The following is a 14,530-nucleotide window of genomic DNA, read 5'->3' as shown; positions in this document are numbered from 1 at the left end:
CTTGTCGCTAGGCTGGCAATTCCCCTGGAGGGGTAGGCCGCGCCCCTGCCTATTCCGCCGCCAGCCGCAGCTCGCCCGTTTCCAGATCCGCCTGTGCCAAATCGTGGATGCGGCGCAGATCGCCCAGGAACGCCTCGTAGGCCTCGCGCTTCGTTGCCTCGTCGGGCAGCCGCAGCAGATAGCTCGGATGCACGGTGATGTAGCCCTGGTAAGGGCCGAACGTGGCGCGTCCGCGCGAGCGGGTGATCGGCGTCGCCTTGCCGGACAGTGCCAGAACGGCGGTGGCTCCCAGAGCGACGATGAGCTTCGGCCGCACCAGCTCCAGCTCCTTCATCAGCCAGGGCCGGTAGTGCTTCACCTCGCCGGTGGTGGGCTTGGCGTGGATGCGCCGGTGGCCGCGCTGCTCGAACTTGAAATGCTTCACCGCATTGGTGAGATAGACCTGTTCGCGCTCGATTCCGGCTTCCCGCATGGCCTGGGTGAGAAGCTTGCCGGCGGGCCCCACGAAGGGCCGCCCCTGCAGGTCCTCCTGGTCGCCCGGCTGCTCGCCGACGAAGACGATTTCCGCATGATGCGGGCCTTCGCCGAACACCGCCTGGGTGGCGCCGGGCACCAGCGGTCCCGCCTTGGCGATGATGGCGTTGAGCTCTTCAAGCGTCTTCGGTTCCTGATCCCACATAGCTTCAATGGCGCGTTCAGGCGTGCGTTTGGCGGGCATCGTCGCCTCCTGTTCGATCATCCGTTCAACGCGCTGGGCGGCGGTTTGGATCAAGCCGGGGATTGCGGCGGTCTCCGGCATGTTGCGCCAATACTTTTTGGGCATCTCCGCCCGCATGGCCGTGGGGTTCACCCTGGCCGGGTTGAATATGCTCTCGTAATAGCCGCGCCACCCCTCCTCGAAGCTGTCCTCATCCGGGGCATCCTCGCGCCGCCTGGGAGGCCCGAAGGCGAGCTCATGCCGGTCCCAGCGCGCCGAGCCGATGGGCGTGAGGATCGTCCAATCCATCGAACGGAAGCGGTCGACGAAGAAGGGCGCTGCCGCCTCCAGAATGAAATGCTCCGGCTCGAACCAGGCCGCGAAGCGCTCAAGCTCATGGCCTCCCATCCGGCGGAAGCGCACGAAGGCGTGCATCTTGTGCAGGTCGCGGCGCACGGAGCGAGCCATCAGGTCGATGCGGTGGACGAGCGGATCGCTCGCGACCTCCAACAGCTCGCGCTCACCATTCTGGACGCGCCAGACGAGGCTGTAGAGCAGGGCGTAGCGCTCGGGATCGCTGTGGCAGACCACCTGCTCGATCAGCCGCGACACACCCTTCGGGATCGCGACCGGCGGAGCGATGGCGACCGTCTCGTCGCCGAAGAGTCCCGGCGCATCGTCGACGGCAAACATCACATGCTGCGGCGCCAACTCCTCGGCAATCAGCCAGCGCACGGCCTTGCGGAAACCGTGGAGATCCGCGCCGGTTTTCAAGGTGATGCGGTGGAGGGTCATGGGGTTCCTCCACTGTCATTCCGGGGCGAGTGAAACGAGGGCCCGGAATCCATAACCGCTGACGGTGCAAGAAGAGATGCGACGCTGATCGCCCCATCTTGATACGTCGAGTTTATGGATTCCGGGCTCCGCTGCGCGGCCCCGGAATGACAGTTGAATGGACGGTTCATACGAACAAGCTCAGCTGCTCCGGCTTCTCGATCAGCCGTTCGCGCAGGTCGAGCTTGTCGAGCCGTGCTTTCGGATGGTGATCGGCCGTGATGAGGAAGGGCTTGGCGCGCTTGAGCCCGGAGGTCAGGCGGGCGACATCCTCTAGGCGCAAGGTCGTGTGCTTGCGCGCCACCACGATCTTGTCGACTGCGCGGGCACCGAGGCCCGGCACGCGCAGCAGCATCTCGCGCTCGGCCCGGTTCACGTCCACCGGAAAGCGGTGGCGGTTCTTGAGCGCCCAGGCGAGCTTCGGGTCGACATCGAGGTCGAGCATGCCTTTCTCGGCCGACGAGGCGATCTCGTCCACGTCGAAGCCGTAATAGCGCAGCAGCCAATCGGCTTGGTACAGCCTGTTCTCGCGCATGAGCGGCGGAGATTTGAGCGGCAGGATCGCGCTCGAATCCGGAATCGGGCTGAAAGCCGAGTAATACACGCGCTTCATGGCGTAGTGGCCGTAGAGCGTGGCGGATTTGCGCAAGACATCCGCGTCCGTCGTCTCGTCGGCGCCGACGATCATCTGCGTGGTCTGTCCGGCGGGCGAGAAATGCCGGCGCTCCTCGCGTGCCTCCTCGATGCGCTCGGACATCTGCGCCATGGCGGTCTCGATGGAGGCACCGTCCTTCTCGGGCGCCAGCTGCTCCAGGCTCTTTTCTGTGGGCAGTTCGAGGTTGATCGACAGGCGGTCGGCCCACAGGCCCGCCTCCTCGATGAGCCAGGGGCTCGCCTCAGGGATGGTCTTCAGGTGGATGTAGCCGCGAAAGCCGTGATCGCGCCGCAGCTTCTTCGCCACCAGGATCATCTGCTCCATCGTGTAGTCGGGCGAGCGGATGATGCCGGAGGACAGGAACAGCCCCTCGATGTAGTTGCGCTTGTAGAACTCGACCGTGAGGGTCACCACCTCGTCGACCGAGAACTTCGCCCGCTTCACGTTGGACGAGCGCCGGTTTACGCAATAGGCGCAGTCGAACAGGCAGTAGTTCGTCAGCAGGATCTTGAGCAGCGACACGCAACGCCCATCCGGCGTGTAGGCGTGACAGATCCCAGTCCCCACCGTGGAGCCGAGGCCGTCGGGATCCGACTTGCGCTTGGGCGCTCCGGAGGAGGAGCAGGAGGCGTCATACTTGGCCGCGTCCGCCAGGATGCGCAGCTTCTTCGAAAGCTTCTCGTCCATGGGTCTTTCGCTGAATTGTTCGCTTTTTGTTCTAGCATGAAGATAGGGTGCTGGCGAGGGTTCCTGGAGAGGGCGGGAGGTCGCACGGGAGGTTGCTTTCCAAGGTCATCCGGGACCAAGTCTGCGGAACCCGAGATCGCGTGAGGAATGTAGCGCGGGAGCCCTCCTCCCCCTTGTGCAGAGGAGTTGGAATTGGGGGTGCCGGCGCCGGACCTGAATAGGCTATCGCTCACACCCCCCAGCCGCTGCGCAGCACCCGCTCTCCACACGGGGAAGGGAAACATGGGCTCTATTGTGCGTCCGATCCCGGATCTTCGCTGCGCTTCGTCCGGGATGACATCCGGTCTGACGCTCATCCCTGCCCACACCTTGCGCAGCAAAGACGGAAAGCTTGTGCATTCAGTCCCATTGAAGCCCTTGCCCCCGCCTGCCGTCGGGTTAAGCTCTGGCTCGCGCATCGGGCGCGAAAGAAAACAGACTGCATGCTCCGTTCCGCTCTCGACGGCCTCTATCTCTTCGCCGGCTATCTCGCTGGCCTGTTTCTGATCGTGATCTTCCTGCTGATGATGGGCCTCTCCCTCGGGCGCGGCATCGGGATCAACATCCCGGCCGGGGACGACCTCGCCTCCTGGTCGATGGCCGCGATGGCGTTCCTGGGGCTGGCCCACACCTTCCGGTCCGGCGAGATGATCCGGGTGGGGTTGCTCACCGATCGCGTGCAGGGGCGCACCCGCTGGTGGTTCGAGATGTTCTCCCTCGTGATCGGGCTCGGCTTCGTGGGCTTCTTCGCCTGGCATGCGGTGCAACTGACCTTTGACAGCTGGCGCTTCAACGACATGGCTCAGGGGGTGCTGGCGATTCCGCTCTGGATCCCCCAGATCGGCTATGCCACCGGCCTCGTGATCCTGTTCATCGCCTTTCTCGACGAGTTCATCCATGTGCTGCGCGGCGGCGACCCGCGCTATGAGAAGCCGCCCGCCACCACGGCCGAAGAGGTGGTGGAGCGCGCGATCCAGAGCGGAGTGTAGGGCGACATGGAACTCATCGAGATTTCCGGCCTGCTGCTCCTGCTGCTCGCGGTGCTGCTCGCGGGCGGCGTGTGGATCGCCATTGCGCTCATGGCCTGCGGCTGGGTCGGCATGCAGTTCGTGGGTGGCGGCATTCCGGCAGGCTCCGTGCTCGCCACCACGATCTGGGGCAATTCCGCCTCCTGGACGCTTGCGGCGCTGCCGCTCTTCATCTGGATGGGCGAGATCCTGTTCCGCACCCGGCTGTCGGAGGAGATGTTCCGCGGCCTCGCGCCCTGGCTCAACTGGCTCCCTGGGCGGCTGATGCACGTGAATGTGCTCGCCTGCGGCATCTTCGGCTCGGTCTCCGGCTCGTCCGCCGCCACCTGCGCGACGGTGGCCAAGATCGCCCTGCCGGAGCTGAAGAAGCGCGGCTACGACGACATGGTGAGCTTGGGGTCGCTCGCCGGCGCCGGCACGCTCGGCATCCTCATCCCGCCCTCGATCACGATGGTGGTCTATGCGGTGGCGGCGAACGTCTCGATCATCCAGATCTTTCTCGCCGGCTTCCTGCCGGGCCTTCTCGTGATGGCGCTCTATTCCGGCTACATCGCCGTGTGGTCGATGCTCAACCCGAAGAAGGCGCCCCCGCCCGAACCGACCATGAGCTTTCGCGAGAAGCTGCGGGAATCGGCCAACCTCATCCCCGTGGCCCTCCTGATCACGCTCGTGTTCCTCACCCTGCTGCTCGGCTGGGCCACGGCCACCGAATGCGCCGCCTGGGGCGTGCTCGGCTCGCTCGCCATTGCCTGGTGGTCGGGCTCGTTGTCGTGGGACTCGTTCTGGAAAAGCGTCATGGGCACGACGCGGATCACCTGCATGATCATGCTGATCCTGGCCGGCGCCTCGTTCATGTCGACCTCCATGGCCTATACGGGCATTCCCCAGGCGCTCGCCTCGTGGGTCGACGGTCTGCACCTCTCGCCCTACGCGCTCATCGCAGCGCTCACGATCATGTACATCCTGCTCGGCACCGCGCTCGACGGCATCTCCATGATCGTGCTCACCACCGCGGTGGTGATCCCCATGGTGAAGACGGCAGGCTTCGACCTGATCTGGTTCGGCATCTTCCTCATTCTCGTGGTCGAGATGGCCGAGGTCTCGCCGCCGGTCGGCTTCAACCTCTTCGTGCTGCAAACCATGTCGGGCAAGGATTCGAACACGGTGGCCCTGGCCTCGCTGCCGTTCTTCTTCCTGCTCGTGGTGGCGGTGGCGATCATCACGGTGTTCCCGAGCATTGTCATGCTGCTGCCGCAGATGGCCTTTCCGAATTAAGCTCGTTCACAACAAAGAGGGAGACAAACCGATGAAACACATGACGCGCTTCTCTTTAAGCCTCGCCGGTGTTCTGCTGATGGCAGCACCCGCCCTAGCGCAGACCAAATGGAACCTGCCTGCGGCCTATCCGCCGGACAACTTCCACACCGAGAACCTGAACGCCTTCTCCAAGGATGTGGCGGATGCCACCGGCGGCAAGCTGCAGATCACGGTCCACGGCAACGCCTCGCTGTTCAAGGCGCCCGAGATCAAGCGCGCGGTGCAGACCGGACAGGCCCAGGCCGGCGAGGTGCTGATGTCGCTGCACGAGAACGAGGACCCGGTTTACGGCCTCGACGTGGTGCCTTTCCTCGCCACCTCGTTCGACCAGGCGAAGAAGCTCCTGGACGTGCAGCGTCCGGCGCTCGAGAAGAAGCTGTCGAGCCAGGGCCTGATGCTGCTCTTCGCGGTGCCGTGGCCGCCGCAAGGCATCTTCGCCAAGAAGGACATCAACACCGTCGAAGACCTGAAGGGCGTGAAGTGGCGCTCCTACAATCCCGGCACCGCCCGCATCGCCGAACTCGTCGGCGCGCAACCGGTGACGGTGCAGGCCGCCGACCTGCCGCAGGCGCTCGCCACCGGCGTGGTCAACACCTTCATGACCTCGGGCGCGACAGGCTATGACTCGAAAGTGTGGGAATCGCTCACCCACTTCTACGACGCGCAGGCCTGGATTCCGAAGAACATCACCTTCGTGAACAAGGCGGCGTTCGATGCTCTCGACAAGCCAACCCAGGAGGCCGTGCTGAAGGCTGCCAAGACGGCCGAGGAGCGGGGCTGGAAGACCGCGCAGGAAAAGACCAAGTGGTACGTGGAGCAGATGACCGCGAAGGGCATGAAGGTGCAGCCTCCAGGACCCGAGCTGAAGGCAGGCCTCCTGAAGGTCGGCGAGCAGCTGACGGCCGATTGGCTGAAGAAGGCCGGCCCTGACGGGCAGGCCATCGTCGATGCCTACAAGAAGGCGGGGTCATAGTAGGCAGAAAATTCAAGCGTCATCCCGGACGGCGTCAGCCGATCCGGGATCGCTTTCAGGATGCGTCGCCATTCTTGTCCGCCGATCCCGGGTTCTGCTCCGCAGCCCCGGGATGACGCGTTCTGAAAGCGAGACTTACGCCAGCGTGAAATCCATCGTGATTTCAGCGTTGAGCACCTTCGACACGGGGCAGTTCTTCTCGGCCGCGCGGGCGAGTTCCTCGAACTTGGCGCGGTCGATGCCCGGCACGTTGGCGTTCAGCGTCAGGGCCGATTTCTTGATCGCAAATCCGCCGCCCTCCTGTTCGAGGGAGACCACCGCTTCCGTGGCCAGCTCGTTCGGCGTGAAGCCTGCGCCTTGAAGTTGGAAAGCGAGCGCCATGGTGAAGCAGCCTGCATGGGCGGCGGCGATCAGTTCTTCCGGGTTCGTGCCCTTCTCGTTCTCGAAGCGCGTCTTGAAGGAATAGGGCGTCGAGGACAGAACGCCGGAATCCGAGGTGAGGTGGCCGGTGCCTTCCTTGCCCGTGCCCTGCCAGACGGCTCTTGCCTTGCGGTTCATTCCTGATCTCCTTGTGCGGTGAGGTTGGTGATCTAGGACAGGAGGCGTCAGCCTCCAGGCCTTCTTCTGCAAAGCCGTTCGTCAGCGTGCCTCTTGAGCCCTGAAACGCTGACCTGTATGCCGGCCGCTATAATGAAACGATCAGAGTAACCCATGTCGAAGCTCTTCTCCGCCACCGCCGTTCCGGTCATCGAGACTGAGCGCCTCGTCCTGCGCGGGCATCGGCTCGATGATTTCGCCGATTCCCTTGCCCTCTGGACCGATCCGGGAAGCGTTCGGTTCATCGGCGGCAAGCCCTCCACCCGGGAGGAGGTTTGGGCCAGGATGCTCCGCTATGCCGGTCACTGGTCGCTTCTGGGCTTCGGCTACTGGGTTGTGACCGACAGGGAGACGGGCCGGTTCGTGGGCGAGGTCGGGTTCGGCAACTTCAAGCGCGATATCGACCCCTCCCTCGACGGCATGCCGGAAATCGGCTGGGTGCTCGCCGGTGACCAGCATGGGCGGGGCTATGCCACGGAGGCCGCACGCGCTGCCATCGCCTGGGGCGAGGCGCATTTCGGCCCCGTGCGCACCGCCTGCATCATCGCTCCCGAGAACGAGCCGTCCATCCGCGTGGCGGAGAAATGCGGCTACCGGGAGTTCTGCCGCACAGCCTACAAGGACAATCCCACGATCATGTTCGTGCGGGACAGCGTTTAAACCTCGTCCTCCTCCCGCTCGCCCTCGATGATGCTCCGCGCAACGTCGAAGCGAAAGCCTGCACGGGCCATGGCGGCGAGATCCTTGTCGCGATAGGGCGCCCGCTCGCCCGGGCGAAAAGGTCCCAGCTTGCGGCGGCGGGCAAAGGCGCGGGCCGCCTGCGCCTCGTCGCCTTCCTCGCCTTCGAGCGCCGCCGCGATGGTACCCCGGTCGACCCCTTTGGCCGAGAGTTTCGCCTGGATGGCGCGGGCCGAGCCGCCCCGGCGGCGCAAGGTGGCGACGCGAGCCTCGGCGTAGCGGGTGTCGTCGATAAGGCCGATTTTCAAGCTTCTCGCCACCACCTCGTCGATCATCTCGTGGAACTCGGCCGGATCCTCGCCGCGCAGGCGGCAGCGCTTGTCGACCTTACGCCGCAGCACCCGGCGCAGGTTCTCGGCCGAGGAGGCATAGCGTTCGAGATAGGACATGGCCGCCCGCTGCAGGTAGGCCGCCGTCACCTTGCGCGGCGGCTTGCGGACGGGCTTTTCGCTCTCGTCCGTCATTCCAACTTATCGTCGGATGAGCGCGAGGTTTCGCCCGGCTTCTCCACCTGTCCGCGCCGCTGCAGCTGGAGGGCCACGAACCAGCACAGGGCCGCCCAGGCTGCGCCCACCGACCAGCCGGCGACCACATCGCTCGGCCAGTGGACGCCGAGATAGACGCGGCTCACGCCGACCAGCAGGGTCATGATGATGGCCAGCCCCATGATGAAGGCGCTGGCGCGCCTGCTTTTCTCCACGCGGGCGAGCAGGGCGCCGAGGGTCAGGTAGGTGATCGCCGACATCATGGCATGACCGCTGGGGAAGCTGGCCGTGTAGATCCGGGTGGCATGGGGCACCAGGTCCGGCCGCGGCCGCTCGAAGCCCATCTTGAGGCCGGTTGAGATCAGTGTGCCCCCGACGATGGCGACAATCACCAGAAGTGCTGCGCCCTGCCGACGGGTCATCATCAGATAAACCCACGTGGCCAGGGTAATGATCGACAGAATGGCGTAGCCGCCAAGCCCCGTGATGTCCCGGGCCGCTTCCTCCATCCAGGAGGGGCCGAGGGGGTTGGCCGGGTTCTGCGGATCGCGGAGCGCCAGCAGAAGCTCGCTGTCGAGCGCATGGGTCTCCCCCTCCTGCACCTCGTCGGCAAGCGTGATGAAGGCCCAGACGAAGAAGCCGCAGGCGGATACGGAGAGCAGCGGGCCGATCTCGTTGAGCCGCAGGCGGAACCACAGGCGGGTGGCAGGGGTGAGAAGCGTGTTCATGGCCTCATGACATAGGGAGGTCGGGACGTCTGGCGAGCCTTGTGCGCGGTTTCGTGGGGCTCAAACCTGCAACGGCTTCCGCCATCCCTTCGGCGCCGTGATGGAGCCGAGATTGAGCCATTCTGCCATGAGACGCAGCTCGTCCCCGAGGGCGGGGGCGATTTCCTCGGGTGCAACCGAGGCTTCCGGGTGGATGGAGTGGACGATGAGATTGCCCGCAGCCCGGTCGGCCTTGAGATCCACGCGGGCGACGATCCGCTCGCCCAGCACGAAGGGCAGGCAGTAATAGCCGAACTCGCGTTTTTCGGCCGGGGTGTAGATTTCGATCCGGTAGCGGAAATCGAATAGCCGCTCCGTGCGCGTGCGCTCCCAGACGATGGGATCGAAGGGTGACACCAGCGCCCGCGCCTCGACCCGGCGCGGGATCTTGGCCTGCGGGTCGAGATAGACCGGACCCCAGCCCTCGACGGTGATGGGGATGAGGTCGCCCGCTTCCACCAGTTCGGGAATGCGCGCCTTGGCGTCCTGCGGCTCCAGGCGGAAATAGTCGCGCAGGCAGCGTTCCGACGCGATGCCGAGCGCCCGGATGGACAGCCGCAGCAGTTCCCGCTGCGCCTCCTCGGCCGAGGGAGTCGGCATGTTGAGGATCTCGGAGGGCAGCACCCGCTCCGGCAGGTCGTAGACCCGTTCGAAACCCCGTCGTGTGGCGGTGGTGACCTGGCCTGCCCAGAACAGCCATTCGAGCGCCCGCTTGCCGTCGCTCCAGCCCCACCAGGAGCCCTGCCCCTTGCCGCCGATGGAGAGCTCGCCCGCGCCGATCGGCCCGCGCGCCTCGATCTCGCGGCGCACCTCCTCGATGAAGGCGCGCTTCTCGCGCCCGAATCTGGCAAGGCCGCCATAGGTGCCTTCGCCCCGCGCCGCGCGCTCCATGCGCCAGCGGAAGAGCGGTTGCAGGTCGAGCCGGATCAGGGAGGCCTCGTGCCCCCAATACTCGAACGCCTCACGCTTCTTGGGATGATAGGCGGTCTTTTCGAGCAGGCCGCGATCGTAGGAGCCAAGCCGTGAGAACAGCGGCATGTAATGGGCGCGCACCAGCACGTTGACCGAATCGATCTGGAGCAGGTGCGAGCGCTGCAGCACGCGGCTCACGTGGCGCTTCGTTGCCGCATTGGGGCGGCCTTCATGAAGACCTTGGGCGGCCAGCGCGATCCGCCGGGCCTGGGCGCGTGTAATGTGGGTGCGGGACGGCATGGTGCGAACAATAGAGGAACAGGATCGACCCTTGCCAGAGGCAGGACCTCGAAACCGTCAGCGAAAAGGCGGAACCTGTGGATGGAGCCGCCACTTAGCTCAGTCTTGAGCCGGTACGCATAGCAGCCCTGCAGGCGGAGGTTCGACACAGCCTCGGCTTGTCCCCTAGATGAGCCTGCCGGAACACGATGGACACGATGGACCAGTCACCCTCAGCACAAGCGCATGCGGGCCAGAGCAAAGCCCTGACTCACGGCGAAATTCGCACCATCATCACCGGCGTGCTGCTCGCCATGTTCCTGGCGGCCCTCGACCAGACCATTATTGCAACGGCCTTGCCTACCATCGGTCATGAACTCGGCGACCTGGAGCACCTGTCCTGGATCGTGACGGTCTATCTCCTGACCTCCACGGCCGTGACGCCTCTTTACGGCAAGCTCAGCGATTCTTATGGCCGGCGGGTCATCATGCTGGTTGGCATCGTGATCTTCATCATCGGCTCCATCGCCTGCGCGCTGGCGCCCAGCATGGTCTTCCTCATCTTGGCCCGCGGCCTGCAGGGCATCGGCGGGGGCGGATTGATCGCCGTGGCGCAGACCATCATCGCCGACATCGTGCCGCCGAAGGAGCGCGGGCGCTACCAAGTCTATTTCGCCAGCGTCTTCATGTCCTCGAGCCTGCTCGGGCCTGTGCTCGGCGGCTTCTTTGCCGAGAAACTGCACTGGTCGGTGATCTTCTGGATCAACATCCCGCTGGGTCTCGTCGCTTTTGGAATTGCCTATCGCAGCCTGAAGAAGCTGCCGCGGTTCGAGCGTCCGCATCGGCTCGATCTTCTCGGCGCCGCCCTGCTCGTGACGGCCACCGTCGTCCTGCTCCTGGCCCTGAGCTGGGGCGGCATCCGCTTTCCCTGGGGCTCTCTGCCGATCATCGGCCTCATCGCCGGCTCCCTCGGGCTCTGGGTTCTGTTTGCGCTGCGGATGAAGCTTGCGCCCGAACCCCTGATCCCGCCCGGGGTGCTGCACAATCCCGTGGTCCGCATGGCGACCCTCTCGGCCTGCTTCGGCATGGGCACCTATATCGGGCTCACCATCTATCTGCCGGTCTATTTCGAGACGGTGCGCGGCCTCTCCGCAAGCCTGTCGGGCCTCGCGCTCATTCCCCTCATGGCCGGCACGGTGGTCGGGGCGACGCTCTCCGGCCGCACGATGGCGAAGGTGAAGCACTACAAGCGCCTTCCCACCGGCGGTCTTCTGGTGGCCATGGTCGCCACGGGCGTGCTTGTTCTCTATGGGCAGTCCCTGTCCATCCTGGCCGTCGAGATCCTGCTCGGCATCATCAGCATCGGCCTGGGAACGGTTCTGCCCGTCACCATGGTCACGACCCAGAACGCCGTGGCGCCGCACGAGATGGGCACCGCCACGGGCACGGCCAATTTCTTCCGCTCGCTCGGCGGGGCCTTCATCGTGGCGATCTTCGGCGCCATCGTGCTCAGCGGCTCAGGCGTAACGGGGGCAGCCAGCTTCGAGGCCCTGGGCGAGGCGGCAGCCCGGAGCGGGGTCAATCTCGCCGACGTGTTCAGCTACGTGTTCCTGGCAGCCATCGTCGGCTTCGGCCTCTCCCTCGCGTTTCTCCTCGCCCTGGAGGAGAAGCCTCTGCGCGGGAACACCGTGAAGGCAGCGGAAGCCGTAATCGCCGATTGATCAGCGTCGATTGCGCGAGCGCATGTAGAGCAGCACGATGGCAAAGATGATGATCAGGCCCGAGATCATCATCCCGAGGATGCCGAAGGCTCCTTCCGTCTCCGCTGCGCCGGGTGGCGTGGTCTGCGACCCTGGCGTCTCCGTGCCGGGGGTCGTGCTCTGGGCTTGGACAACCGGGGCGTTATCGGTGATTCGGTAAGCGGGGATAGGCATCATCCATCCTGGGCGGAGCTTTGGACCGGATTAATGATCCTCAAGCCCAAGTGTTTCCGTCCCTAGTGTTTCCCTTCATCCTGCGGCGTCGTGGCTGGGGATACGGCATCTCGCCTGTGGAGAGCTTGCCTGCGACCGGCACTTCCTTAAGCCTTGCCGTGTTAGGACCGTGCCGGATTGTTCTGAACTGGCACGAGGGAGGCTGATGAAGGCTGGCATCGACATGGGACAGGTCTCTTCGGGAATGGCGTCCTCCGCCCCCGGGGGACAATCGGCCTTGCTCGATCTTGAGGAGCTTCTGGCGACGCGTCTGCTCGTCCAGGGCAATTCGGGCTCCGGCAAGTCGCATCTCCTGCGCCGCCTTCTCGAGCAGAGCGCCAACCTCGTCCAGCAGGCCATCATCGACCCCGAGGGCGATTTCGTCACCCTCGCCGACAAGTTCGGCCATGTGGTGGTGGATGCCTCCCGGTCCGAGGGCGACCTGCAGCGCATCGCCGCCCGCGTGCGCCAGCACCGGGTCTCGGTGGTGCTGAGCCTGGAGGGCCTCGACACGGAGGCACAGATGCGCTGCGCGGCGGCCTTCCTCGGCGGCCTCTTCGATGCGGAGCGCGACTACTGGTATCCGATGCTCGTGGTGGTGGACGAGGCGCAGCTCTTTGCCCCCGCCGCCGCAGGCGAGGTCTCGGACGAAGCCCGAAAAGTCTCGCTCGGCGCCATGACCAACCTCATGTGCCGCGGCCGCAAGCGCGGACTGGCCGGCATCATCGCCACCCAGCGCCTCGCCAAGCTCGCCAAGAACGTGGCGGCGGAAGCCTCGAACTTCCTCATGGGCCGCACCTTCCTCGACATCGACATGGCCCGCGCCGCCGATCTTCTGGGCATGGAGCGCCGCCAGGCCGAGATGTTCCGCGACCTCGAGCGCGGTCATTTCGTAGCGCTGGGCCCCGCCCTGTCGCGCCGCCCGCTGCCGATCCGCATCGGCGCAGTGGAGACCTCCACCCGCACGGGCACCTTCACGCTCATGCCGCTGCCTGAGCAGCCGAAGGAAGACGCCCGCGACCTCATCTTCAAGGCGGGCGAGGACGAGGTGGCGGCCCGCCCCGTCATGCCGCGACGCGCACCTCCGCCCCCGCCGGCTCCTTCCACGAACGATCTTCTCGCTCAGCTCGCCCGCACAAGGCCTGCCGCAGCACCCGAGCCGCAGGCGGAGGAGACCGAGCAGTCCAAAGCCGAGCGCGAGGCCACCCTCGACGCGATCCTGCGCGAGATCCTCGACGACTCGGAGGCGGCCTTCCGCTCCGTGGCCGTGCTGTATCAGGATTTTCTCGTCCGCTGCCGCATCCGTCGGGTTGCCGGCGAGCCGTTGAACCTCAACGCCTTCCGCCGCCGCCTGGCGGTCGCCCGTGCCGGCGTCGATATGGCCACCGCTCAAGGAACCGAATGGGACCGCGCCGTCGCCTTCGCGGCCGATCTCACGGAGGACATCCAGGGCATCTACCTGCTCATCGCCCGCGCGGCGATGGAAAGCTCACCCTGCCCGCCGGACGGCGAGATTGCCCGCGCCTGCGGCAGCCGCTCGCCCGGCCGGGCGCGGCGCCTCATCGCCTATATGGAAAGCCGCAACATCGTCGTGACCCGCAACGACCCGCGCGGCCTGCGCATCATCGCGCTCCCCGATCTCGGCTGGGAAACCGCCCCCGGCGACCCGAACGCCTTCGAGGAGCCGCAAGGACCGGAGACGCGGGATCTGTTCGCGGTGGGGTAGGGTTCGTTACGCCAGGCGTTGCAGCACGAGAACGGCTCCCGCCGCTCGGCGCACGGCTTGCCGCATAAGGCTGTCGGTGCCTGGCAATTCGGCCAGGGCAGAGCCGCGCTTGAGGAGCGGATGGCGCTCGATCCGGTAGCGAGCCCATGCCGGCTCATCCTCGGCGAGCAGCCGGAAATGCTTGCTGAACGCGGAAACGTACTCACTGACCGGACGGTGGAACACCTCCCCGCGCAGGATCGCGTCTGCCCTGCTGAGCCATTCATCGTCGGATGCCTGCCGTGCCGAAGCCCATTCGGCGAAAAGCTTTCATGAGCATGCGCTGCCGTTCCGACCCGACGGGAAGACGATGCACCCACGGCATCTTCAGGTGATCCTCCCATAAGACTTCCGAGGTCGGCATTAGCGCCAGCAGGAGTCCGCCAGCACGTGTGACACGAGCAATCTCGCTGCAGATGCCGTCCAGCTCGGACACATGCTCGAAGACCTGATTGGAAGCCACAATATCGAAGGAGCCATCCTCGAAGGGCATCGGCTGATCCGGATCAATGGCCAAGGCACGAGAGCCAATCCTTCCAGTGGCGATCTTCAGGTTTTCCGAGCTGTCGCCCACACCCAGGAACGTATCCACGCCGTAGGCATCATACCCATGAGCGAGGGCGAGAGCAGCCAGATCGGCAGTCCCACAGCCGAAGTCGAGGAACCTGCCCGGAGGAGGAAGGTAACGACCTGCAAGATCAATAATGAAAGGAGTGGTTCAGCGACATTCGTTTACTGGCCTTCAAGGCGCCTCAGATCTGATGAGCACCGCCCACCGGGGGAG

Annotated in this window: 15 protein-coding genes; 6 read left to right on the top strand and 9 right to left on the bottom strand. The window is 65.3% G+C overall.

All coding sequences use genetic code 11. The annotated features are described in order from the left end of the window. Positions 1 to 49 precede the first annotated feature (49 nt). Together IC232_RS12305 and IC232_RS12300 are read right to left on the bottom strand one after the other, a co-directional pair. Positions 50 to 1,492 carry a UdgX family uracil-DNA binding protein gene (locus IC232_RS12305; protein WP_190845262.1) on the bottom strand — a complete coding sequence of 481 codons (1,443 nt, stop codon included), beginning with the start codon at positions 1,490 to 1,492 and terminating at the stop codon, positions 50 to 52. A 166-nt stretch (positions 1,493 to 1,658) separates the two neighbouring features. Further along, positions 1,659 to 2,873 carry a putative DNA modification/repair radical SAM protein gene (locus tag IC232_RS12300; protein ID WP_190845261.1) on the bottom strand — a complete coding sequence of 405 codons (1,215 nt, stop codon included), beginning with the start codon at positions 2,871 to 2,873 and terminating at the stop codon, positions 1,659 to 1,661. 482 nt (positions 2,874 to 3,355) lie between these two features. Between IC232_RS12300 and IC232_RS12295 the strand changes: the two genes are divergently transcribed. Genes IC232_RS12295 through IC232_RS12285 form a run of 3 tightly spaced genes read left to right on the top strand, consistent with a single transcriptional unit; the run spans position 3,356 to position 6,230 of the window. Then, a complete protein-coding gene (locus tag IC232_RS12295) occupies positions 3,356 to 3,901 on the top strand; it encodes a TRAP transporter small permease (RefSeq protein ID WP_190845260.1) in 546 nt (181 codons plus the stop codon). Positions 3,902 to 3,907: 6 nt separating this feature from the next. Beyond that, complete coding sequence (locus IC232_RS12290) at positions 3,908 to 5,215, top strand: TRAP transporter large permease (RefSeq protein ID WP_190845259.1); 1,308 nt, start codon at positions 3,908 to 3,910, stop codon at positions 5,213 to 5,215. Between the two features lie 31 nt (positions 5,216 to 5,246). After that, complete coding sequence (locus IC232_RS12285) at positions 5,247 to 6,230, top strand: TRAP transporter substrate-binding protein (protein ID WP_190845258.1); 984 nt, start codon at positions 5,247 to 5,249, stop codon at positions 6,228 to 6,230. Between the two features lie 135 nt (positions 6,231 to 6,365). Here the strand turns inward: IC232_RS12285 and IC232_RS12280 are convergent, their stop codons facing one another. Next, entirely contained in the window at positions 6,366 to 6,788 is a 423-nt protein-coding gene (locus IC232_RS12280; protein WP_190845257.1) for an OsmC family protein, read from the bottom strand. A gap of 153 nt (positions 6,789 to 6,941) precedes the next feature. Here IC232_RS12280 and IC232_RS12275 point away from each other — a divergent pair, with 153 nt between their 5' ends. Then, complete coding sequence (locus IC232_RS12275) at positions 6,942 to 7,487, top strand: GNAT family N-acetyltransferase (protein ID WP_190845256.1); 546 nt, start codon at positions 6,942 to 6,944, stop codon at positions 7,485 to 7,487. On the opposite strand, the gene IC232_RS12270 is transcribed toward IC232_RS12275, so the two are convergent. Genes IC232_RS12270 through IC232_RS12260 form a run of 3 tightly spaced genes read right to left on the bottom strand, consistent with a single transcriptional unit; the run spans position 7,484 to position 10,029 of the window. Next, complete coding sequence (locus tag IC232_RS12270; protein WP_190845255.1) at positions 7,484 to 8,029, bottom strand: regulatory protein RecX; 546 nt, start codon at positions 8,027 to 8,029, stop codon at positions 7,484 to 7,486. The genes IC232_RS12275 and IC232_RS12270 overlap by 4 nt on opposite strands. Continuing rightward, positions 8,026 to 8,778, bottom strand: coding sequence for a phosphatase PAP2 family protein (locus tag IC232_RS12265; RefSeq protein WP_190845254.1), 753 nt, complete (start codon positions 8,776 to 8,778; stop codon positions 8,026 to 8,028). Before IC232_RS12265 ends, IC232_RS12270 begins: the two co-directional genes overlap by 4 nt. A gap of 60 nt (positions 8,779 to 8,838) precedes the next feature. Beyond that, positions 8,839 to 10,029, bottom strand: a complete 1,191-nt coding sequence (locus tag IC232_RS12260; protein ID WP_190845253.1) for a winged helix-turn-helix domain-containing protein — start codon at positions 10,027 to 10,029, stop codon at positions 8,839 to 8,841. Positions 10,030 to 10,217: 188 nt separating this feature from the next. Here IC232_RS12260 and IC232_RS12255 point away from each other — a divergent pair, with 188 nt between their 5' ends. After that, the gene (locus IC232_RS12255; RefSeq protein WP_190845252.1) at positions 10,218 to 11,729 is read left to right on the top strand and encodes an MDR family MFS transporter; all 1,512 of its coding nucleotides are present in this window, start codon (positions 10,218 to 10,220) and stop codon (positions 11,727 to 11,729) included. On the opposite strand, the gene IC232_RS12250 is transcribed toward IC232_RS12255, so the two are convergent. Beyond that, complete coding sequence (locus IC232_RS12250) at positions 11,730 to 11,942, bottom strand: hypothetical protein (RefSeq protein ID WP_190845251.1); 213 nt, start codon at positions 11,940 to 11,942, stop codon at positions 11,730 to 11,732. A gap of 205 nt (positions 11,943 to 12,147) precedes the next feature. Here IC232_RS12250 and IC232_RS12245 point away from each other — a divergent pair, with 205 nt between their 5' ends. After that, positions 12,148 to 13,707, top strand: coding sequence for a helicase HerA domain-containing protein (locus IC232_RS12245; protein ID WP_190845250.1), 1,560 nt, complete (start codon positions 12,148 to 12,150; stop codon positions 13,705 to 13,707). Positions 13,708 to 13,713: 6 nt separating this feature from the next. On the opposite strand, the gene IC232_RS12240 is transcribed toward IC232_RS12245, so the two are convergent. Both IC232_RS12240 and IC232_RS12235 read right to left on the bottom strand, forming a co-directional pair. Further along, on the bottom strand, positions 13,714 to 13,932 hold the full coding sequence (locus IC232_RS12240; RefSeq protein WP_190845249.1) for a hypothetical protein: 219 nt from the start codon (positions 13,930 to 13,932) through the stop codon (positions 13,714 to 13,716). 37 nt (positions 13,933 to 13,969) lie between these two features. Continuing rightward, entirely contained in the window at positions 13,970 to 14,449 is a 480-nt protein-coding gene (locus tag IC232_RS12235) for a class I SAM-dependent methyltransferase (RefSeq protein WP_312895158.1), read from the bottom strand. Positions 14,450 to 14,530: the final 81 nt, after the last annotated feature.

This window comes from Microvirga sp., assembly GCF_014699075.1.
In the GTDB taxonomy this organism is placed as follows: domain Bacteria; phylum Pseudomonadota; class Alphaproteobacteria; order Rhizobiales; family Beijerinckiaceae; genus Microvirga.
Note: the sequence above shows the minus strand (reverse complement) of the source record. Positions and strands in the feature narration are given on the sequence as shown.

Bases quoted from the DNA above. Each gene is read 5' to 3' on its own strand.
- IC232_RS12250 (WP_190845251.1), bottom strand. From the start codon at position 11,942: ATGCCTATCCCCGCTTACCGAATCACCGATAACGCCCCGGTTGTCCAA.
- IC232_RS12265 (WP_190845254.1), bottom strand. From the start codon at position 8,778: ATGAACACGCTTCTCACCCCTGCCACCCGCCTGTGGTTCCGCCTGCGG.
- IC232_RS12260 (WP_190845253.1), bottom strand. From the start codon at position 10,029: ATGCCGTCCCGCACCCACATTACACGCGCCCAGGCCCGGCGGATCGCG.
- IC232_RS12290 (WP_190845259.1), top strand. From the start codon at position 3,908: ATGGAACTCATCGAGATTTCCGGCCTGCTGCTCCTGCTGCTCGCGGTG.
- IC232_RS12270 (WP_190845255.1), bottom strand. From the start codon at position 8,029: ATGACGGACGAGAGCGAAAAGCCCGTCCGCAAGCCGCCGCGCAAGGTG.
- IC232_RS12300 (WP_190845261.1), bottom strand. From the start codon at position 2,873: ATGGACGAGAAGCTTTCGAAGAAGCTGCGCATCCTGGCGGACGCGGCC.
- IC232_RS12285 (WP_190845258.1), top strand. From the start codon at position 5,247: ATGAAACACATGACGCGCTTCTCTTTAAGCCTCGCCGGTGTTCTGCTG.
- IC232_RS12245 (WP_190845250.1), top strand. From the start codon at position 12,148: ATGAAGGCTGGCATCGACATGGGACAGGTCTCTTCGGGAATGGCGTCC.
- IC232_RS12255 (WP_190845252.1), top strand. From the start codon at position 10,218: ATGGACACGATGGACCAGTCACCCTCAGCACAAGCGCATGCGGGCCAG.
- IC232_RS12295 (WP_190845260.1), top strand. From the start codon at position 3,356: ATGCTCCGTTCCGCTCTCGACGGCCTCTATCTCTTCGCCGGCTATCTC.
- IC232_RS12275 (WP_190845256.1), top strand. From the start codon at position 6,942: ATGTCGAAGCTCTTCTCCGCCACCGCCGTTCCGGTCATCGAGACTGAG.
- IC232_RS12305 (WP_190845262.1), bottom strand. From the start codon at position 1,492: ATGACCCTCCACCGCATCACCTTGAAAACCGGCGCGGATCTCCACGGT.
- IC232_RS12280 (WP_190845257.1), bottom strand. From the start codon at position 6,788: ATGAACCGCAAGGCAAGAGCCGTCTGGCAGGGCACGGGCAAGGAAGGC.